This window comes from Xenorhabdus aichiensis (genome assembly GCF_028598775.1).
Lineage (GTDB): Bacteria > Pseudomonadota > Gammaproteobacteria > Enterobacterales > Enterobacteriaceae > Xenorhabdus > Xenorhabdus bovienii.
Genome location: NZ_JAQRFO010000009.1, coordinates 48,810 through 68,588 on the forward strand (window position 1 = coordinate 48,810; position 19,779 = coordinate 68,588).

A 19,779-nucleotide genomic window follows, 5' to 3' on the forward strand; every position below is an offset into this window, starting at 1 on the left:
TTGGATAAGGTAACTCAGACAGCTTTCTGAGTAGGCAAGCTTTTAACGATATCACAATCTTTATCAATTTTGAGCAATCTGTGAAATAACGTTATATTTACTTACTATTGTTACTGCCAGCAGTACTTTCAATTGCCAAGAGAAATAATTTCATGGAAAAATCGCAACCACGCCAGGATTTACCCAAACTGCTATTTGTACTGTTCTTTATTCTACTGCTCATTGCGACCTGCTTTTGGGTCTTAAGTCCATTTGTCCTGGGGTTCATTTGGTCCGGAATGGTCGTTATTGCAACTTGGCCATTATTAGAAAAATTACAACAACACCTATGGGGAAAACGCTGGATTGCCGTTTCTATTATGACATTGCTGCTAGTTTTATTATTTGTTATCCCGATTGCATTATTGGTCAGTAGTTTGCTGGAAAACAGCACTCCATTGATTGAATGGGCAAAATCCCCCTCGACGTTTCAGTTGCCTCAATTAGAGTGGCTCAGCCGGATTCCAGTCATAGGCGAAGATTTGTATATTAAATGGCAGGATATGATTGCTGATGGCAGCAACATTCTTCTCACTAAAATCCCGCCTTATATTGGTAAAACAGCAACATGGTTTTTTACCCAAGCAGCCAACGCTGGCCGTTTCCTGTTCCATCTCGCACTCATGGTGCTGTTCAGTGTTCTGCTTTATTGGAAAGGTGAACAGGTCATGTTAAGTATCCGTCATTTTGCCATCCGGCTGGCAGACCAACGTGGTGATGCAGTCGTACTACTGGCTGCCCAATCTATTCGTGCGGTTGCTCTTGGTGTGGTTGTCACGGCACTGGTACAGGCAATCGCCGGTGGAATTGGATTAGCAATTGCAGGCATTCCCTATGCAATGATACTGACTGTATTGATGTTTATATGCTGTGTTGCCCAACTGGGGCCTCTATTGGTGCTCGTTCCGTCTATCGCGTGGCTTTATTGGACAGGTGAAACAACGTGGGGAACCATTTTAGTTATCTGGAGCCTGGTCTTGACCACAATGGATGGCGTGCTTCGTCCTTTCCTTATTCGACTTGGGGCAGATTTGCCCATGGTTTTAATACTCACAGGTGTAATCGGTGGCATACTTTCATTGGGTTTGATTGGACTATTTATTGGTCCTGTTGTATTGGCAGTCTCTTATCGCTTACTGCTAGCATGGATGAATGAAGTTCCTAAACCTGAAAATAAGACAGAAGACACTGAAAAATACTTCAAAAAAGATCATATAGAATAATTAAACAACTGCGCGAAAATATTATTTTTTCGCGCAATTATCATATTGATGAATATAAACTTCCAGTTTTATCATAAATATAAATTCATACCCAAAGGTTAATAAAAAAAACCATGTAATTTGTTGCAAAAAAGTTATATCCCTCGTTTTTCTTTTCCAACTCCTATTTATTAAGAGGATTCTTAATGAATAAACTCATTTATTAAATTAGTATTCTTTTCATCGAAACAAACGTTTCCTACGAATTGCTGCTCCAGCCTATACACGCCAAAAGCTGGAGCGAGTGACGTAATAAATATTGCTGTGTGTAGTCTTTGCCTGTCAGCCCATGATAGGCTTTTTTTTTGGAATTTTTACTGTTACCCCTCAATTATTCATCCATGTCAAAAAAGATTGTGTTACACAAAACAAAAAAGCCTGCAAATATTCCAACAGGCTTTTTAATTCAGGCCTGAATTATCTTCTATTAATTGTTTTCAGCCAACGAAATCCAGGTTTTTACCACGGTATCTGGATTCAGCGATAAACTGTCAATGCCTTCTTTCATTAACCACTCAGCGAAATCCTCGTGATCCGAAGGACCTTGTCCACAGATACCGACATATTTACCTTGACGCTTAGCCGCTTGAATTGCCATGGAAAGTAATTGTTTTACGGCATCATTGCGCTCATCAAATAACTCAGACACCACACCAGAATCGCGATCCAGCCCCAACGCTAACTGAGTCATGTCATTTGAGCCAATTGAAAAACCGTCAAAATGTTCGAGAAACTGTTCTGCCAATAATGCATTCGATGGAATCTCACACATCATGATGACTTTCAGCCCATTTTCACCACGTTTCAAGCCCTGCACAGCTAATTCCGCCACGACAGCTTCTGCTTGCGTTACCGTGCGTACAAACGGGATCATCACTTCAACATTGGTTAACCCCATAACATTCCGCACCCGCTTGATAGCTTCACACTCCAGTGCAAAACACTCGCGGAAACTGTCAGAAACATAGCGACCAGCCCCCCGGAAACCCAACATAGGGTTTTCTTCATGCGGTTCGTACCGATCCCCACCCACTAAATTTGCATATTCATTGGATTTGAAATCAGACAGACGAACAATCACACGCTTCGGCCAAAATGCGGCTGCCAGTGTCGCAACGCCCTCCGTCAGACGTCCAATATAAAATTCAACAGGATCGTCATAACCGACCATCAACGCATTGATCTGTTCCTGCAATTCAGGCGACTGTTGGGAAAATTCGAGCAAAGCTCGGGGATGAACACCAATCATTCGGTTAATGATGAATTCCAAACGAGCCAGACCAACACCTTCATTTGGCAAGCGGGCAAAATCAAATGCACGATCAGGATTACCCACGTTCATCATGATCTTAACATCCAGTTTTGGCAATTCATCGACTTGGGAGCTTTGGACGCTAAAGTCCAATTTATTTTGATAAACGAAACCGGTATCCCCTTCAGCACAAGAAATCGTTACTTCTTGCCCTTCTTTCAGACGTTCAGTGGCGTCACCACAACCTACTACAGCAGGAATACCCAGTTCACGGGCGATAATGGCGGCGTGGCAAGTGCGTCCTCCACGATTGGTGACAATCGCGGCCGCTTTTTTCATTATCGGTTCCCAATCTGGATCGGTCATATCAGTGACCAGCACATCACCAGCCTGGATGCGATCCATCTCACTGAGGTTATGAATAACCTTAACCGTACCAGCACCGATACGATGTCCGATAGCACGGCCTTCCACCAATACAGAACCCTGAACATTGAGTTGATAGCGTTCCATCACCTGTTGATTTGAACGAACGGTTTCAGGACGAGCTTGTACAATATATAACTTGCCATTATTCCCATCCTTCGCCCATTCAATGTCCATCGGGCGGCCATAATGTTTTTCAATCAACAGTGCTTGTCTGGCCAGCGCCTCTACTTCATCATCCGTCAAAGAGAAACGATTGCGCAGCACATCTGGCAGATCTTCTGTACGTACCTGCTTTCCATGCTCTTTACTGTCCGCATAAACCATGCGTATTCTCTTTGATCCCAAATTACGGCGCACTATCGCAGGACGATTATTTTGCAGCGTGGGTTTATGGACATAAAACTCATCAGGATTCACCGCCCCCTGCACGACCATCTCACCGAGGCCATAGGCGGATGTAATGAATACAACTTGATCAAAACCAGATTCAGTATCAATCGTAAACATCACACCAGACGATGCCAGATCCGAGCGTACCATACGTTGTACTCCCGCAGAGAGCGCGACACCGCGATGGTCATACCCCTGATGGACACGATAGGAAATAGCCCGGTCGTTAAAAAGTGACGCAAACACATGCTTGATGGCAACCATCACGGCATCAATGCCCTGCACATTCAAGAAAGTTTCCTGTTGTCCTGCAAAAGAAGCATCTGGCATGTCTTCTGCGGTGGCGGAAGAGCGCACAGCAAAAGAGGCATCGGGTTCACCTTCAGACAATTGCAGGTAGGCATCTTGGATATCGTTTTCCAGCTGTGCCGTAAATGGCGTATCAATCACCCACCGACGAATCTGTGCGCCAGCCTTGGCTAATTGATTAACATCATCAACATTGGTTTCATCCAGCAACTGATAAATACGCTGGTTGACGCCGCTTTGTTCCAGAAAATCATTAAATGCCTGTGCGGTCGTAGCAAAACCATTGGGAACAGACACACCAAGTTCAGCCAGATTGGTGATCATCTCGCCAAGAGAGGCGTTTTTACCACCGACTCGATTAACATCATTCATGCCTAATTGGTTATACCAGAGCACATTGCATGGGGTGAGGCCATTATTGGACATTGAAACTATCCTTTTTACATTCGGAAGTACAAATCGGAAAATTAAGGCTGTTCTTTACAGCGTAAAATAGCCTAGCACATTGTTTTGTCATATATGGAAAGGTGAATCGATCAACCCAGCAATATTATTTTTTTGCAGGTATAATCGGGAATGTTAACCATAGTTCTAGTTTGTGATAAAAACGATTCAGCCAACAACTCCACAAATCCGATAATACACCGTCAACCCAACAATAAAAGAAAGATACAATGACAGAAAACCATACCTCCCAAACACAGGAAAATGAAACTCTGGAACGCTGTGTGTTTTTTATTTCCGATGGTACGGCAATTACAGCTGAAGTACTGGGCCATGCCGTCTTGTCCCAATTTCCGATTACAGTCACCTCTTATACTCTGCCTTTTGTAAACAGTAAAATAAGAGCAGAAGAAATCAAAACTCAGATAAACGCGATATATCTAGAAACACAGCTTAAGCCACTGGTTTTTTATTCCATTATTTCGGATGAAGTAAAAAGTATCATCACAAGCAGTGACGGTTTCTGTCAGGATATTGTCCAGACACTGGTGGCTCCACTGCAACAGGAAATCGGGCTGGAACCCAAGCCCGAATTACACCGTACCCACGGTTTATCCAAAAAGAATCTGGGGCAATATGATGCCCGTATCGCAGCCATTGATTATGCTCTCGCTCACGATGATGGTGTTTCATTGCGCAATCTTGAACAAGCTCAAGTGATTATTCTGGGCGTATCCCGCTGCGGTAAAACCCCTACCAGCCTCTATCTTGCCATGCAATTCGGTATTCAGGCAGCAAACTATCCTTTCACCGCAGACGATATGGACAATCTACAATTACCTGCCGCCTTAAAGCCCTTTCAGCATAAATTATTCGGCCTGACCATCAGCCCAGAAAGACTTGCTGCTATTCGAGAAGAACGACGTGAAAATAGTCGTTATGCCTCATTGCGACAATGCCGATTAGAACTTGCTGAAGTTGAGGCACTGTTTCGTAAGAATAAAATTAACTATTTAAATACCACCAATTATTCTGTCGAAGAGATTTCAACCAAAATTATTGACGGTATGGGATTGAAACGCCGCATGTTCTGATCTCGAAACCCCACATTTTCTACGGTACTTTTTTCACAATATCTTTGCACGATACTTTCTCGTGCAAATGTCATTATTGTTTGTTGAATTTACTGGGTGTTGAGTTATTGTGATTTCAATCATTACAGATACTGCCTTAATGTGAAAAAGAATTCGAGAAAATATATGCACAAAACAGATGAATTAAGAACCCGCCCCATTGGTCGTTTGATTACACCCAAAGCACTTGCTGAACAATATCCTATATCAGAAAAAACCCTGCAAAATGTGACATTGTCACGCAAACGAATTGAATCCATTCTTACAGGCAATGACCCGCGTTTACTGGTCATTATTGGCCCTTGTTCAATACACGATGTTGATGCGGCTCTTGATTATGCCGTCCGCCTGCAAGTATTGCGTGAAAAATACCAGCACAGTCTGGAAATAGTGATGAGAACCTATTTCGAAAAACCTCGTACTGTTATTGGCTGGAAAGGGTTAATTTCAGATCCTTTGTTAGATGACTCCTGTCAGGTTAATAAAGGAATTTCTCTCGCCCGTAAACTATTAAATGATATTAATGAACTGGGTATGCCGACGGCCACTGAATTTCTGGATATGGTCACAGGGCAATATATTGCCGATTTAATTAGCTGGGGAGCCATCGGAGCCAGAACGACAGAAAGCCAAATTCATCGGGAAATGGCATCTGCCCTGTCATGCCCTGTCGGATTTAAAAATGGGACAGACGGAAATACGCATATCGCCATCGATGCGATACGCGCAGCACGTGCCAAACATATGTTCTTGTCTCCCGACAAAGATGGGCAGATGACTATTTACCAAACCGGCGGGAATCCCCATGGGCATATCATTATGCGGGGCGGTAAAAAGCCTAACTACAAAGCAGAAGATATTGCTGCCGCCTGCCAGAAATTACATGAATATCAATTAACTGAACGCCTGATTGTGGATTGCAGCCACGGTAACTGTCAAAAAATCCATCGCCGCCAGCTAGATATCGCGAAAGATATCGGCCAACAAATTCAATCAGGTTCGACATCTATTGCGGGTGTCATGGCTGAAAGTTTCTTGGTAGAAGGTACTCAAAAAGTAGTATATGGAGAACCTTTAACCTACGGGCAGTCCATTACTGATCCCTGTCTTGGCTGGCAAGATACCGAACAATTTATCAATATTCTGGCCGAAGCGGTCAAAAATCGTATCTGAATACCTCTTTTATCTGACTCCTGTTTCTTACAAGAGCCAGATAAAATTAAAAAATATCAATATAAATCAATAAATTAAATCACAATTACAAGCTTCGAAAAAATAACTTGAAGTTAGTCAGAATTGAAACGATAATTATTCTCAATATTAGAATAGTTATTGTTCAGATTTGACTATGGAAAAATTAGCTTACTGCCAGTGCTACCACGCAAATCTCCTGCAACAGCAGATTCTTCTTGAGCTATTCAGTGATCCCGTAAAAAACGATTGTACTGGTGTGCCGACAGTCAGAAATTATTGGGATAATCACGTACCATAAAAATTAATCGGCAAAATGGCTTATGCCATTACGCCAGACCAAAACTCGTAGCTTTATTCGAACAAATAAAATCCCAGCAAACTCGCCTGATCAATATCGTGGTGATGGGTTATTTTTGTGCACAAAACACCATTAAATTATGGAGATTAACCTGTATGAACCCAATTAAATTACCAAACCTAAAATTATCATCATTAAGTGTGGTCATTTTGACTGGGTTATCTTCTGCTCACGCAACAACAATTCCTGCTGAAGAAAATACATCATCCAAAGATACTTTGACTGTTTACGCGACTGGCAATGAACGCGATAGTTTTGAAGCACCTATGATGGTAACAGTCATTAAAGGAAACTCGGCCAACAATAGAGTTGCAGGTAATGCCCATGACTTACTGCGTAACCTTCCTGGTATTAACGTTTCTGGTTCTGGGCGCACCAATGGGCAAGACATCAGTATGCGTGGTTATTCCAAAAAAGGCGTTTTAACACTTGTCGATGGCATTCGTCAGGGAACCGATACCGGACATCTCAATGGTTTATTTCTCGATCCAAGCCTGATTAAACAAGTCGAAGTCGTTCGTGGTCCATCCGCCCTACTTTATGGCAGCGGTGCACTGGGAGGCGTTATTGCCTACCAGACAGTTGATGCAGCCGATTTATTGCAAGAGGGAAAAAATACTGGCTTTCGTGTTTTCAGTCGTGCAGCAACAGGTGATCATAGTCTGGGATTTGGTGGTGCTGCATTTGGTAAGACAGAGCAACTTGATGGGTTATTTGCATTCAGTAGCCGTGATGTTGGCAATATTCGCTATGGTAACGGCCTAATCGGTCACAACGACGAAACCATTGGGAATATGCTGGCAAAAGGGAAATGGAATATCAATGATAGCCAATCACTCAGTAGCGAACTCCGCTATTACCGCAATCAGTCCCATGAGCCTAAAAACCCGCAAGCTATTACAGATAATGCTAAAAACGATAACCCGAGAGCGGATCGCACCACGACACAACGTGATGCACAACTGACTTATCGACTCAATCCGGCAGAATACAACTGGCTGAATACCAAAGCGGATATCTATTATTCCGACGTCACTATTAATGCAAAAACCAAAGAGAAAGGTTTTGAAGGTCGCAAACAAGAAACTTACGGCGTTAAATTAGAGAACCGTTCACATTTGGGTGTAAACACTTTTTCAGTTCATCAATTCACGTACGGTGGCGAAGCTTACAAACAGAAACAGAAGCCAAACGGCAATACAGAAAGTTTCCCTGATGCCAATATCCGTTTTGCATCCGGCTGGGTTCAAGATGAAATAACCCTGCGTGATTTGCCTGTTTCACTCATCGTCGGTACACGTTACGACAATTACAACGCTTCAAATGCTAAATATGACGATATCAGTGCCAATAAATGGTCATCAAAAGGCGCTGTCAGCATTACGCCAACTCCTTGGTCAATGTTATTTACTTCCTATTCTCAGGCATTTCGTGCTCCAACCATGGGTGAAATGTATAACGATTCTAAGCACTTCCACATGCCACCCATGAGAGGAAAGCCGGGATTTACTAATTACTGGAAACCTAATCCTAACCTGCGTCCAGAAAGCAATGAAACTCTGGAATCTGGCTTTGGACTGCGTTTCGATGATTTATTCTCCAGCAACGATGAGTTGAAATTCAAAGCCAGTTATTTTGACACTCAAGCGAAGGATTACATCACTTCCATCGTGACAATGCCGGATATGAGATCTACAACGTCAATCAATATCCCTAAAACCAAAATTTGGGGTTGGGATGCTTCAATGAGTTATGAATCAAATTGGTTCTCATGGAATCTTGCTTACAACCGAACAACGGGAAAAAACGAAGAAACAGGAGAATCTATCGCCGACCTCAGTCCTGATACTCTGACCAGCATGCTAGATATCCCTCTATCTAACACCGGTTTTTCCCTTGGTTGGATCGGTAAATTTACTCAACATACTCAGTTCAGAGGGGTTAATGGTGACAAAAATGAGCGCGGGCAGAAGCTCTCTCAATACGCAGGCTACGGAGTCAATGATTTCTACGTCAGTTATCACGGCGATGGAAAATTAAAAGGGCTAACAACTTCTGTCGTACTTGGGAACGCGTTCGACAAAGAATATTACTCTCCATTGGGCGCCCCACAAGATGGTCGCAACGGTAAACTGTTCATCAGCTACCAGTGGTAGATAACAACAACCCGGTTTTTTTAATCCGTTTTTAACACACTATTTTTAAACGCAGTTTTTAAGGAGCCAGCAATTGTGAATCAGTCACTTTATGAACGTTACCTACAGGCCAAAGCGGATAACAAAGCTAAATATGCACGTGATCTCGCGGCTTATCTCAATGTCAGCGAAGGAGAATTATTGCATAGTCGTGTCGGTATCGACGCAAAACGTTTGAACGTTGATGCTCCTGTCCTGCTTCAAGAACTGGTAACCGTCGGCGAAACTAAAGCCATTACCCGTAATGATTTTGCCGTTCACGAACAGGTAGGCCGTTACGAAAATACACAGTTCAGCCCACATGTTGGTTTGATTCTCAACCCACGAGAACTTGATCTGCGACTATTCTTCGACCATTGGGCCAGCGTTTTCTCTCTGGTTGAACCAGCCAAAAATGGCATGCGTCACAGTATTCAATTCTTTGACCGCCAAGGTGATGCGCTGCATAAAGTGTACACGACCAAAGATACCGATATGGCTGCATGGGAAGCCTTGATCGAAAAATATCAGACCGATGAAAATCCAGCTCTGGAAATTCAACCTGAAAAAGCGTCTGAGCACAAAGAAGTCACAGAACAACTGAAAGCTCAGTTGGATGAAGAATGGCGTGCTATGACTAACGTTCACCAATTCTTTATGATGATGAGCCGTCATAACCTGAACCGTCAGCAAATTTTCAATGCAGTCGGTAATGATCTGGCCTACCGTGTTGAAAATTCATCACTGACTCAAATCGTTGAAACCGCGCATAACGATCAAAATGAAATCATGATCTTTGTCGGAAATCGTGGCTGTATTCAGATTTTCACGGGCAAACTGGAACGTCTGATGCCTTATCAGGAAGAAAATTCCCCTCAGAAATGGGTCAACATTTTCAATCGTGATTTCACTTTGCACCTGATTGAAAGTGCTATTGTAGAAAGCTGGGTAACACGTAAGCCAACAACGGATGGTTTTGTCACCAGTCTTGAGCTATTTGATGCCGAAGGCAACCAAATAGCTCAATTGTACGGCCAGCGTACCGAAGGTACGCCTGAACAGGCACATTGGCGTAAGCAGATTGCCGCACTGCCTAAACTGGAATCAGAAAAGGAAACTTGTATAGTATGAAAAAGTGGCTTCTAACATTTATGCTTGCCATCTCTGGCAATGCATTCTCTGCTGAGCGCATTGTCACAATTGGTGGTGATGTGTCTGAAATTGTTTTTGCACTTGGCGAAGGACAGCATGTTGTCGCAAGGGATAGTACCAGCCAAAACCCTAAAGCATTACTCTCACTACCCGATGTGGGATATATGCGAATGCTGAATTCAGAAGGGATCCTATCCATGCGCCCATCACTGGTGATTGCAAGTGAATCGGCGCAACCGTCTCTAGCACTTAAGCAAGTCGAAGATTCCGGTGTAAAAGTTATTAAAGTGACCAGCGAAGCCTCGTTAGAAGCCGTTCCTGAAAAAATCTTGACCGTCGCGAAGGCGGTCAATCAGGAAAAACGCGGTGAAACGCTGACCTCCCAATATCGACAACAGTTGGCCGAAATCAACACGTCAAATATTCCCACTAAGGTGATCTTTGTCATGAGCCACGGCGGGATCATGCCAATGGCAGCCGGTCAACAGACAGCCGCAGACCAGATTATCCGTAGTATCGGTGCACAGAATGCCATGCAGGGATTTAAAGGATATCGTCCCCTATCTCAAGAAGGTGTCATTGCCAGCCAGCCTGATTTGCTGCTAGTCAGTACAGAGGGGCTGAAAACGCTGGGTGGTATGGATAAACTCTGGCAGCTTCCGGGATTAAATTTCACTCCGGCGGGCAAGAAAAAGCAGGTTATTATTGTGGATGAAATGGGTCTGCTTGGATTTGGCATCCAAACTCCAACCGTCATGAAACAAGTCCGCGAGGCGGCGGAGAAAGTGCAATGAGTCGTTCCCACTCCCCCAGTTTCGGCTTGATGGCTCTCGGCTTGTTGCTATTCTTGTTAGCAATCAGCTCAGCCAATATGGGGGCATTGCCACTTTCTTTTAAAACCCTGTGGGAATCCTCATTGGATGACCCACAGTGGCAGATTTGGTTAAATATCCGCTTACCGCGCATTCTGCTGGCTATTTTGGTTGGCGGTGCGCTGGCTGTGTCCGGTGCCGTGATGCAGGGGTTGTTCCGCAACCCCCTTGCAGATCCTGGCTTATTAGGGATCAGTAGTGGTGCTGCACTTACCGTAGCAATGGTGATTGTTCTGCCTTTTACGCTACCTGCCAGTATCGCGTTATATGGTCATATTATTGCGGCTTTTGTCGGCAGTTTGCTAGTTTCATTCCTGATATTTTCGTTAAATAAATATAACCACGGTAATCTATCAAAATTATTACTTGCCGGTATTGCCATCAATGCCCTTTGTATGTCGTTTATCGGTGTGTTGAGCTATGTCAGTAACGATCAGCAATTACGCCAATTTTCGATTTGGATGATGGGTTCATTGAGCCAAATTGAATGGCCAACACTGATTATCGCCGCATCTCTCATTATTCCTGTTTGTATACTGGCATTCAGTCAATCACGAAAACTCAATCTGCTTCAATTAGGCGATGAAGAAGCTCACTATCTAGGTATTAATGTCCAGCGCACTAAGTATCAATTATTATTACTGAGTGCCCTACTGATTGGATGTGCTGTCGCTTTGAGCGGTGTCATTGGTTTTATCGGTCTAGTGATTCCACACCTTGTCAGACTACGGTTTGGCGGTGATCATACCTGGCTTCTGCCAATTTCAGTGCTGGGCGGAGCATGTCTGCTGTTAAGTGCTGATACACTGGCTAGAACATTAGTTTCCCCTGCAGAAATACCAGTAGGACTTATCACTGGTTTAATCGGTGCTCCCTATTTTTTATGGTTGATTCTTAAACCATCAGGAGGCCGTTTATAATGGAGTCGGTAATGTCGGAAAATTTACTTGAAGCCAGAAATCTAAACTATTTCATTGGGCATCGTCAGATTATCAACGATATTTCACTTTCCATTCAGAAAGGGGAAATTGTTGCAATTATTGGCCCCAACGGGGCCGGGAAATCTACACTGTTACGCTTATTAACAGGCTATATTCCGTCCAATTCAGGCGAGTGCTTGTTAAAAGGCGCCCCAATCTCCCGCTGGCCAACCCAGCAACTTGCACGTATTCGTGCCGTTATGCGGCAATACAGTTCTCTTTCTTTTCCCTTCAGTGTGGAAGAAATCATTGCCATGGGGCGTGTGCCACATGAAAACACCCACAGAAAAACTGCCATTGATGAAGCGATTATGCTGACAGAATGTGAAGAGCTGAGACATCGAAATTATCAGCAGTTATCCGGAGGGGAACAACAGCGGGTTCAACTGGCAAGAGTACTGGCACAGCTTTGGCATCCAGAGCCAACAGAATCTTGTCTATTTCTGGATGAGCCCACATCAGCATTGGATCTTTACCACCAACAACACACATTACGGCTGGTACATCGCCTGACACGCCAACGTCCTCTTGCTGTTTGCTGTGTACTACATGATTTAAATCTGGCGGCGCTCTACGCAGACAAAATTATCCTGTTACACAAAGGAAAACTGGTGGCGTCTGGCTCCCCGCTGGATGTACTGCGTGATGATATTCTTAAACAGTGGTATCGGGCTGATTTAGGGGTTACTCAGCACCCTGAAACCTACCAGCCGCAAGTTTATCTCCGACAATAACAAGTCTCAGCAACCCTACGGAAGAGGCAAATTTTGTTGGTATTCACAAAATTTGCCTAAACAACGAGGGTCTACGTATGCAGCCATATCCAGCTTCCACCATTAGTGGATTTTGAGGTTATCAATAAGTTAAAGGGGAAGGTTATCCCCTTTTCGTGCATGGAGTAACACAGAAAACATCTAAATTTACTGAATAAGCAATTCCACACTTATATCCATATACGATGAGCTTCCGTAAACGTTATTCTGATTGCAGTCTGCATCTCCACAAGTAGCGCTCTTGACTATATCCGGACACCCTTTAATCACCGTATACCATCCTCCATCAAACCCACGCTCAAATCTCAAAGCACAATTCATCGAGCCACTAGAAACCGCCCACTCAACCCATTTAGGCCTAAGTGTGCAAGCGCTAAATAAATTATCGTTGTCTTGTAAGTGGGTACTTTGCTGGTTGCCAGGCTCAATCCTTATCTGATCTACACCACTATCATACATACAGTCGGTGCTTCGTTTGGCTATCACGAGATCATTTACAGAAGAAGAGTAATTTTTAAATTCCATATTATAGTCAGCAGAAAGAATCTGTTGTTTTTCTGCATTAACCATTTTCTCATCTGCCCGGACTGGGGATATCAACAAACAATATAAAGCCGCACAAAATAATATATTGATAATCTTCATGTCGTGCTCCTTATGATGAAATTACTAAAAATATTTCGTCAATATTTTTGATTCGTTATTGCTTCACCGTTAATGGAGTACTGAGATAATAGTTACTAATAGCATACGAGCTATCGTGATTCTATCAGCCTTAGATTATAAAGAATTATTTTTACTGCTATACATCAAAGATAAACAGGTGAGTAAGCGGTTTTAATGTATTTCCATTGCTCTCTTGCGCAGGGTAGGAAAGAAGTAAAATAGATGGATTACAATTCCGACTCTGAGAAGAAATTTATAAAATCAATGTATTAAAGTTAGTTTTTATCTATAAAACATTTAAAAATATCACCTTTTATTATTTTATTATTTTATTATCAATAAAAATCATTTGCAACATTAGACCAATAAAAACTAGCTGTTATATTAATATTAGCGCTTATATCTCCTTCAAGGAAAACTTTCAGATTGCCCGGCCTAAGTCCTCAATCCATCCCGTATCACAATATAGATATTCAGCCGCCTAACGACGACCAAGTACACTCTCACCAGAAACAACAGAAAATGATCCAGCCTGACAGTTAAAAACTTGGAACTGGCGATTGACAAATCGACCATCGCTCGCTTAAGCAAACTCGATTGCATTACAGCCTCATTTATAATTAATAACGCGGCTATAATATCACTGTGCTTGAAAACAAATGAACATCTGATGCGCACCATTAATTAATAAAAGAAAAAATGAATAACACATAATGCTGATTAAATTGAAATCGCACATTTTGCGTATACGATTCAAAAGAAACTCTTAAAATGTCCCACACAATAACGTAAGTTATTATTTATTTATCGGTATCTTTTCAGCAAAAGGCCCACCTATGTGGGAGGTAAATATGTTAGAAAGTGTCATCAACGATATTGTCAGATGGCTAGAAAGCCAGCTTCAACGTACTGAAGGTATCAAAATAGATGCCATTGCACATAAAAGTGGCTATTCAAAATGGCATTTACAGCGAATTTTTAAGGAACTGAAAGGCTGTACACTGGGTCAATATGTGCGTAGACGTCGTCTCCATGAAGCAGCAAAGTCTTTGCATGAAGATAGCTTGCCGATTCTTGATATTGCTTTGCAATATGGTTTTAGTTCTCAGGCTACATTTACCCGAATATTTAAGAAACATTTTAATACGACACCCGCTAAATTCAGGGCAAGTGGGCAGTTACCCGAGTTTAAGACTTTCTTACATTGCGAATAATAAAGATGCAGTGTAATAAAAAAATAGCCCAAATAGTGTTTCAAAGCCAAATTTCTAAACCCTATTTATAGTAAGTGTCACCCTTTTATGGTCAACTTCCCTGTCGTTGACCATTTTTTTGCCTCCATGCCATGTCGGGCCATTTACTCATTTCAATTCGTTAACCAACCAATGATACAACTGCTGTAATTCTTCATCCAGCAAGGGATATTGTTCTCTGATTTGTTGAAGCACTTGCCCAACTGCCTGTGGTTGATACAGTACACCAACGAGCTTTTCAGCCAATAACTCAAATGGCGCAGGCTCCAAGCTATCAGTAAAAATCTGGCAGCGACCAATAGTGCCGTGTTCAATATCGACATGTAGTTCAATGCCTCCCCAATGGAAACGAGTATCCAATGTATGACTGAACGCCGGTGCCTGACCAAAATTCCACTCCCAACTACTCTGCTTGGCAAAAACGTCAGTAAATCCCGGTAAATCAGGTAAAGCCTGCGGAGAAATGAGTTCTGATTTGACTACTTCACCGAAATATTCAAAAAACGCTTCGGTAATTCCACCACACACTTTTTCATGTGTGATATCAGGTAATAATTCCGACAAATTCGTCACTCTGGAACGAACAGAAGTTATACCTTTCGCCTGTAATTTTTTAGGATCAGGATTAAGATAATCGGCAAGGCGGTTCAGATCTGTATTAATCAACAACGTACCATGATGAAAACCTCTGTCTTTGGTTTCGCGATACGCCGAGCCTGAAATTTTACGCTCACCTTCAGGGGATGATAAAACTAAGTCATTACGACCAGAAACCATCGCATGAATGCCCGCTTTTTTTAATCCTTCCAGAATGATTTGAGTGGAAACAGTTTTATTATATTCTGGTTTACCTGCCATAAAGGTAAAACAAGTATTACCCAGATCATGAAAAACAGCACCACCACCACTACTGCGCCGAGCCAGTTTTACTTCATCCTGCTCCATTCTCCGTGTATTGCACTCTTTCCACGGATTTTGAGCTCGTCCTACCACTACCGTATTAGCGTTACGCCATAAAAACAAGACGCGCTGGTCTGGTGACATCTGTCGGAAAATACACTCTTCAACAGCAAGATTAAACCAAGGATCATGGGAATCAGACAACAACAGGCGTAATGTAGACATATTTGTCTCCGACAAAAAACAGAGCTTTAAGATATCATAAAGCACTACCGGATTTGCGGGGTTACATCCTACGGGCTTGCCAAAAAACACGTCGCCAATACACATTATCAAGGGAAGAGCGTATAACGCCTTTACTGGTCGATGCATGAATGAACTCATCGTTGATATCATAAATACCTACATGCAAACCATTCTCGCCACTGCCCGTCTTGAAAAATACCAGATCGCCCGGCATCAAATCATCTTTATTAATCCGAGTGCCTAATTTGGTTTGTTCGCTTGTTGTGCGCGGAAGGTGAATATTAAAACGATCGTGAAATGTACGGTAAACAAAGCCAGAGCAATCAACACCACGCTGATCTATTCCACCATATCGATAAGGCGTACCGTGCCATTGATTAAGCTGCTCTTTTAGCTGAGCAATTACCATAATTGGATCAGAAAGTGTTGTCCGCAATGGAGGTAAATTGGATTTAGAGACAGGATTGGTACAACCAATTAAGAAAAAACTCAATAATAAGCACAAATGCCCTAATGTTACTCTCATTAGTTTGCCCCTCAGAAATAACGTAAAAACGAACGAACTTTATCTGGCGGGGCATGAAAAAACAAGTTTATCCCTCATACAGTACCACCAATTATACTGTAGGCGGGCAATTAATGAGATCGTTTGGCATCTGGTCGGCTAATCATCCAGACCCCCAATAAAATAAAAAGAACTCCAGCCGTTTTCAACCATGATAGGGTTTCATTAAACCAAGGCAATAAAGCTGCCATTAAATAAACAAAAACGTAGCTCAAACTGATCATCGGATAAGCTTTATTCAATGGCAGATATTGCAGAGCAAAAAGCCAACATAACATGGATAATGCATAACCTGCCAATCCTGCCATGACCATCAACAAAGGATTGTGATGTGCCCAAAACCAATCTATATCCAACCAGTATGTTGATAACGAAAGCTCAGGTAACCGAACAACTCCCCATTTCAACAATAATTGCGCCACCGTGACCAGCAGCACACTCGCTAACCCCCAAAGATAACCTCTCATTGATTTAGACTCATCAATAAAATTCCGAACATAATCGCAAAAACGCCTATCCAGTGTTTTAGCCCCACGTTTTCCTGATACAGGAATTGCCCGACCAGAGTTACTACGACAAAATTAATACTAAGCATGGGATATGCAATACTCAATGGCAAATATTGCAGCAGTCGCAGCCAGAATATCATCCCTATCCCCAACAAAAGAATAGCACCCGTCAGCCAGATCGCCACAGATACCCCCTTATGAGGGGTATCTGTTTTCTGCCAACAAGTGACGGCTTGTTTCTGGCATAGCTGTCCGGCACAGGTCAGCAGGCTAACTAAGATCAATAATGCTAAATTGCTGGTCATGATTGCTTTTTATAAATCACAAGAACAAAACGGTCACTACGGCGCACAAGATCAGGTTTAGGCAACTCAGGAAGACCTCCTTTTGAAGACAATAGGAAAACAATCGCTACTTGACCTTCTTTACGCGCTTTCTCCAGCCACGCAGGGAATTTTTCTTGCGCGACATATCGGTATTGGCTGTCAGGATAGGCAAGACCGTACTCTAACTCGCCTGTGCGATCAAACATGTAAATGTCACTGCGTTTTAACTCCCATGCTACCGCGGCTCCCAAACCCACTGCCTCAGATAAAATATATTTACTGTCAGCCAACTCTTGCACATTTTGCCTAATGAAACTCTGAGGCAGTTTAGAATCGATCGTCCTGTTGGGCAATGCGCTACCAAATGTCAAACTGAGTACCAATGAACAGGCGGCTGCCCACATCCAACGTTTGCCATTATGAATGAAACACAGGTAACCAATAATTCCCCAGGCGCCAAAAGCCACCGTTCCCAATACCCATTTTGGCCATTCGCTGGGTTGATAAAAAGGGCGATTTAAGAGTGTCTGCATAACGAGTAACACCAATATCGCGATAATGCCAAAGAGAACATTCACCAGCCCATTCATTTTCAGCGCTTTCATGTTGCCATTACTGACACAATCAATACTGTATTTTGCCATCATTAGTGCCAAAGGCCCGATAAATGGCAAAACGTAAGTCGGCAATTTTCCTTTTGCAATACTAAAGAAGACAAATGGAATGATGAACCAACAAAGCAAGAAAAACATTTCTGGATGGCTTTTTTTCTCTTCCCAGCTTTTCATCAAGGAACCAGGCAATAATCCAAGCCAAGGAAGCACACCTAACACCAGTATTGGCAGGTAATACCACATCGGTGCGATATGCTGTGCCTGATCTGATGCAAAACGTTGTATATGCTCTACCCAGAAAAAATAATGCCAGTAATCAGGTTCCCGCAGGGCAATCGCAATCACCCACGGCAAACTGATCAAAATAGCGAAAATAACAGCAAGTGGCCCAAAGCGAACCATTTCCCAAAAACGTTTCTGGTATATCGTGATAGGTATCATGGAAATGACGGGCAAGGCTAATGCTAAAAAGCCTTTAGTCATAAACCCCATGCCACAAGCCAGCCCTAAGGCAGACCATGCCAACATTCGCTCGCGGTTATTATCAGCTTTAAGTGCCCAATAGCAGCTTACAATCCCCGCAGTGACCCATAAAGAGAACATGGGATCAAGGACGCTATAAGAGCCAATGGAAAAAACAATAAACATGGAGATGTAAATCAGACTGGAGACAAAGGCAATCTGACGATTTTGCCACATCATCATCGCTAATCGATAAAGAAGAAATGCGCTGAGTAAGGTACTGAACACTGAGCCAAAGCGAACGGCGAAGTTGTTGTCTCCAAAAATCCATTGGCTAATATTATTGAACCAATAACCTGCTACCGGTTTTTCAAAATAGCGAATATCAAAGAAATAAGGAACGATCCAATCTCCACGTTGTAACATTTCCCGGCTGATTTCAGCATATCGAGTTTCATCCGGCTGCCACAAAAGGCGACCATTCAGGGGTAATAAATAGGTAAGAACAAAAAAAAGAGCCATCAAAAAGGCTCCCGCTCTACTTGCCCAACTATTCAACATGTTTGCGTTATACCTTTTGTTGACAACCTAACCAGCCTTCACGACCAGGAAAATCTGAACGGACAATTTTCCCAACAGGAAGCGTTTCTCTATTTTCAGGCAGCAAATGACTTAATTTACAAAACTGAATATCTTGCTGATGGAGCATATTCAGTAAGGTTTCAAACTGTGAAGACTTCGACATGCCCTCAACTTCTGTATGAATAGTATAAACAGAAACACCAAGATCATTTTTAATTTCGTCAAGGATAAAGCGATTGAAATCTGCATCGCTGACCTGTGTTCCAACAACTTCATCATAGGTCGGTAATGTGACAGGGATTTGCACAGTGCCAATGGTTCCATCGGGTAATAGTGGCCTGAATGGGTGTGTTCCACGACAATCACTATTGTAATCAAAACCAAATCGCTGTTTAACCGTCAGTACACGTTCATCCGCCCGCCATCCTGCAACTGCCGAGCACGTAATCGCTTGCCCTGTTGCTTTTTTCAATGCATCAATACCTAGCTGCACCTGCTCTGCTAATTCAGCCTCTGACCAGCGCTCTACTTTGGCTTGCCAGCCTTGATGATCCCATGCATGCAGACCAACTTCATGACCAGCCTCCATTGCCTGTTTCATCAAATACCCTAAATCTTTTGCGATCTTCTTCCCTGGCCACGCCGTACCCGCCAGCAAGATATCCAAACCATAAAGGGAAGCGGCATTTGATCTCAACATTTTCCAAAGAAATTTTGGTCGCAGTAGGCGCCACAAATGGCGCCCCATGTTATCGGGCCCTACACTAAAGAAAAAGCTGGCCTGAATGTGGTGTCGCTGCAAAATTTCAAGCAATTGCGGTACACCTTCCTTTGTGCCTCGATAAGTATCCACATCAATTCTCAAACCAACTTTCTTCATCACATTATTTCCAAC

At 42.8% G+C, this 19,779-nt stretch carries 18 protein-coding genes; 9 read left to right on the forward strand and 9 right to left on the reverse strand.

Annotated features, from left to right (window positions below):
- The first annotated feature begins 152 nt into the window (after positions 1–152).
- Positions 153–1,262 (forward strand): AI-2E family transporter YdiK, encoded by a 1,110-nt coding sequence (gene ydiK, locus PSI22_RS06175; protein WP_038206204.1) that lies wholly within the window; start codon positions 153–155, stop codon positions 1,260–1,262.
- Between the two features lie 466 nt (positions 1,263–1,728).
- On the opposite strand, the gene ppsA is transcribed toward ydiK, so the two are convergent.
- On the reverse strand, positions 1,729–4,107 hold the full coding sequence (gene ppsA / locus PSI22_RS06180) for a phosphoenolpyruvate synthase (RefSeq protein ID WP_273579003.1): 2,379 nt from the start codon (positions 4,105–4,107) through the stop codon (positions 1,729–1,731).
- A gap of 248 nt (positions 4,108–4,355) precedes the next feature.
- Here ppsA and ppsR point away from each other — a divergent pair, with 248 nt between their 5' ends.
- The 7 genes from ppsR to PSI22_RS06215 all read left to right on the forward strand — a co-directional run bounded on the left by ppsR (position 4,356) and on the right by PSI22_RS06215 (position 12,722).
- Positions 4,356–5,219: a posphoenolpyruvate synthetase regulatory kinase/phosphorylase PpsR gene (ppsR, locus tag PSI22_RS06185; RefSeq protein WP_273579004.1), complete on the forward strand. Its 864-nt coding sequence runs from the start codon at positions 4,356–4,358 to the stop codon at positions 5,217–5,219.
- 165 nt (positions 5,220–5,384) lie between these two features.
- Positions 5,385–6,431 (forward strand): 3-deoxy-7-phosphoheptulonate synthase, encoded by a 1,047-nt coding sequence (locus PSI22_RS06190; RefSeq protein WP_273579005.1) that lies wholly within the window; start codon positions 5,385–5,387, stop codon positions 6,429–6,431.
- A 474-nt stretch (positions 6,432–6,905) separates the two neighbouring features.
- The gene (locus tag PSI22_RS06195; RefSeq protein WP_273579006.1) at positions 6,906–8,966 is read left to right on the forward strand and encodes a TonB-dependent hemoglobin/transferrin/lactoferrin family receptor; all 2,061 of its coding nucleotides are present in this window, start codon (positions 6,906–6,908) and stop codon (positions 8,964–8,966) included.
- A 75-nt stretch (positions 8,967–9,041) separates the two neighbouring features.
- A complete protein-coding gene (locus PSI22_RS06200) occupies positions 9,042–10,115 on the forward strand; it encodes a hemin-degrading factor (protein WP_273579007.1) in 1,074 nt (357 codons plus the stop codon).
- Entirely contained in the window at positions 10,112–10,930 is an 819-nt protein-coding gene (locus PSI22_RS06205; RefSeq protein WP_273579008.1) for a heme/hemin ABC transporter substrate-binding protein, read from the forward strand. The genes PSI22_RS06200 and PSI22_RS06205 overlap by 4 nt, the downstream gene beginning before the upstream one ends.
- Positions 10,927–11,928, forward strand: a complete 1,002-nt coding sequence (locus PSI22_RS06210; RefSeq protein ID WP_273579009.1) for a FecCD family ABC transporter permease — start codon at positions 10,927–10,929, stop codon at positions 11,926–11,928. Before PSI22_RS06205 ends, PSI22_RS06210 begins: the two co-directional genes overlap by 4 nt.
- Positions 11,928–12,722 (forward strand): heme ABC transporter ATP-binding protein, encoded by a 795-nt coding sequence (locus PSI22_RS06215; protein ID WP_273579010.1) that lies wholly within the window; start codon positions 11,928–11,930, stop codon positions 12,720–12,722. Before PSI22_RS06210 ends, PSI22_RS06215 begins: the two co-directional genes overlap by 1 nt.
- Positions 12,723–12,908: 186 nt before the next feature.
- Here PSI22_RS06215 and PSI22_RS06220 read toward each other — a convergent pair whose 3' ends face one another.
- A complete protein-coding gene (locus PSI22_RS06220; RefSeq protein ID WP_273579011.1) occupies positions 12,909–13,406 on the reverse strand; it encodes a hypothetical protein in 498 nt (165 codons plus the stop codon).
- A gap of 456 nt (positions 13,407–13,862) precedes the next feature.
- Positions 13,863–14,030 (reverse strand): hypothetical protein, encoded by a 168-nt coding sequence (locus PSI22_RS06225; RefSeq protein WP_273579012.1) that lies wholly within the window; start codon positions 14,028–14,030, stop codon positions 13,863–13,865.
- Positions 14,031–14,278: 248 nt separating this feature from the next.
- Between PSI22_RS06225 and PSI22_RS06230 the strand changes: the two genes are divergently transcribed.
- Complete coding sequence (locus PSI22_RS06230) at positions 14,279–14,641, forward strand: helix-turn-helix domain-containing protein (protein ID WP_012988949.1); 363 nt, start codon at positions 14,279–14,281, stop codon at positions 14,639–14,641.
- A 147-nt stretch (positions 14,642–14,788) separates the two neighbouring features.
- Here PSI22_RS06230 and lplA read toward each other — a convergent pair whose 3' ends face one another.
- From lplA to arnD, 6 genes are all read right to left on the reverse strand, one after another.
- The gene (gene lplA, locus PSI22_RS06235; RefSeq protein WP_273579013.1) at positions 14,789–15,805 is read right to left on the reverse strand and encodes a lipoate--protein ligase; all 1,017 of its coding nucleotides are present in this window, start codon (positions 15,803–15,805) and stop codon (positions 14,789–14,791) included.
- A 61-nt stretch (positions 15,806–15,866) separates the two neighbouring features.
- Positions 15,867–16,352, reverse strand: a complete 486-nt coding sequence (locus PSI22_RS06240) for a C40 family peptidase (protein WP_273579014.1) — start codon at positions 16,350–16,352, stop codon at positions 15,867–15,869.
- A 110-nt stretch (positions 16,353–16,462) separates the two neighbouring features.
- Complete coding sequence (gene arnF / locus PSI22_RS06245) at positions 16,463–16,858, reverse strand: 4-amino-4-deoxy-L-arabinose-phosphoundecaprenol flippase subunit ArnF (protein WP_273579015.1); 396 nt, start codon at positions 16,856–16,858, stop codon at positions 16,463–16,465.
- Positions 16,855–17,205 (reverse strand): 4-amino-4-deoxy-L-arabinose-phosphoundecaprenol flippase subunit ArnE, encoded by a 351-nt coding sequence (arnE, locus tag PSI22_RS06250; RefSeq protein ID WP_273579016.1) that lies wholly within the window; start codon positions 17,203–17,205, stop codon positions 16,855–16,857. Before arnE ends, arnF begins: the two co-directional genes overlap by 4 nt.
- A complete protein-coding gene (gene arnT, locus PSI22_RS06255; RefSeq protein WP_273579017.1) occupies positions 17,202–18,863 on the reverse strand; it encodes a lipid IV(A) 4-amino-4-deoxy-L-arabinosyltransferase in 1,662 nt (553 codons plus the stop codon). Before arnT ends, arnE begins: the two co-directional genes overlap by 4 nt.
- Before the next feature lie 7 nt (positions 18,864–18,870).
- Positions 18,871–19,764, reverse strand: coding sequence for a 4-deoxy-4-formamido-L-arabinose-phosphoundecaprenol deformylase (gene arnD, locus PSI22_RS06260; protein WP_273579018.1), 894 nt, complete (start codon positions 19,762–19,764; stop codon positions 18,871–18,873).
- Between the last annotated feature and the right edge of the window lie 15 nt (positions 19,765–19,779).

Coding starts and splice junctions, on each gene's coding strand:
- ydiK (WP_038206204.1), top strand. CDS start 153: ATGGAAAAATCGCAACCACGCCAGGATTTACCCAAACTGCTATTTGTA.
- ppsA (WP_273579003.1), bottom strand. CDS start 4,107: ATGTCCAATAATGGCCTCACCCCATGCAATGTGCTCTGGTATAACCAA.
- ppsR (WP_273579004.1), top strand. CDS start 4,356: ATGACAGAAAACCATACCTCCCAAACACAGGAAAATGAAACTCTGGAA.
- PSI22_RS06190 (WP_273579005.1), top strand. CDS start 5,385: ATGCACAAAACAGATGAATTAAGAACCCGCCCCATTGGTCGTTTGATT.
- PSI22_RS06195 (WP_273579006.1), top strand. CDS start 6,906: ATGAACCCAATTAAATTACCAAACCTAAAATTATCATCATTAAGTGTG.
- PSI22_RS06205 (WP_273579008.1), top strand. CDS start 10,112: ATGAAAAAGTGGCTTCTAACATTTATGCTTGCCATCTCTGGCAATGCA.
- PSI22_RS06210 (WP_273579009.1), top strand. CDS start 10,927: ATGAGTCGTTCCCACTCCCCCAGTTTCGGCTTGATGGCTCTCGGCTTG.
- PSI22_RS06215 (WP_273579010.1), top strand. CDS start 11,928: ATGGAGTCGGTAATGTCGGAAAATTTACTTGAAGCCAGAAATCTAAAC.
- PSI22_RS06220 (WP_273579011.1), bottom strand. CDS start 13,406: ATGAAGATTATCAATATATTATTTTGTGCGGCTTTATATTGTTTGTTG.
- PSI22_RS06225 (WP_273579012.1), bottom strand. CDS start 14,030: ATGCAATCGAGTTTGCTTAAGCGAGCGATGGTCGATTTGTCAATCGCC.
- PSI22_RS06230 (WP_012988949.1), top strand. CDS start 14,279: ATGTTAGAAAGTGTCATCAACGATATTGTCAGATGGCTAGAAAGCCAG.
- lplA (WP_273579013.1), bottom strand. CDS start 15,805: ATGTCTACATTACGCCTGTTGTTGTCTGATTCCCATGATCCTTGGTTT.
- PSI22_RS06240 (WP_273579014.1), bottom strand. CDS start 16,352: ATGAGAGTAACATTAGGGCATTTGTGCTTATTATTGAGTTTTTTCTTA.
- arnF (WP_273579015.1), bottom strand. CDS start 16,858: ATGAGAGGTTATCTTTGGGGGTTAGCGAGTGTGCTGCTGGTCACGGTG.
- arnE (WP_273579016.1), bottom strand. CDS start 17,205: ATGACCAGCAATTTAGCATTATTGATCTTAGTTAGCCTGCTGACCTGT.
- arnT (WP_273579017.1), bottom strand. CDS start 18,863: ATGTTGAATAGTTGGGCAAGTAGAGCGGGAGCCTTTTTGATGGCTCTT.
- arnD (WP_273579018.1), bottom strand. CDS start 19,764: ATGAAGAAAGTTGGTTTGAGAATTGATGTGGATACTTATCGAGGCACA.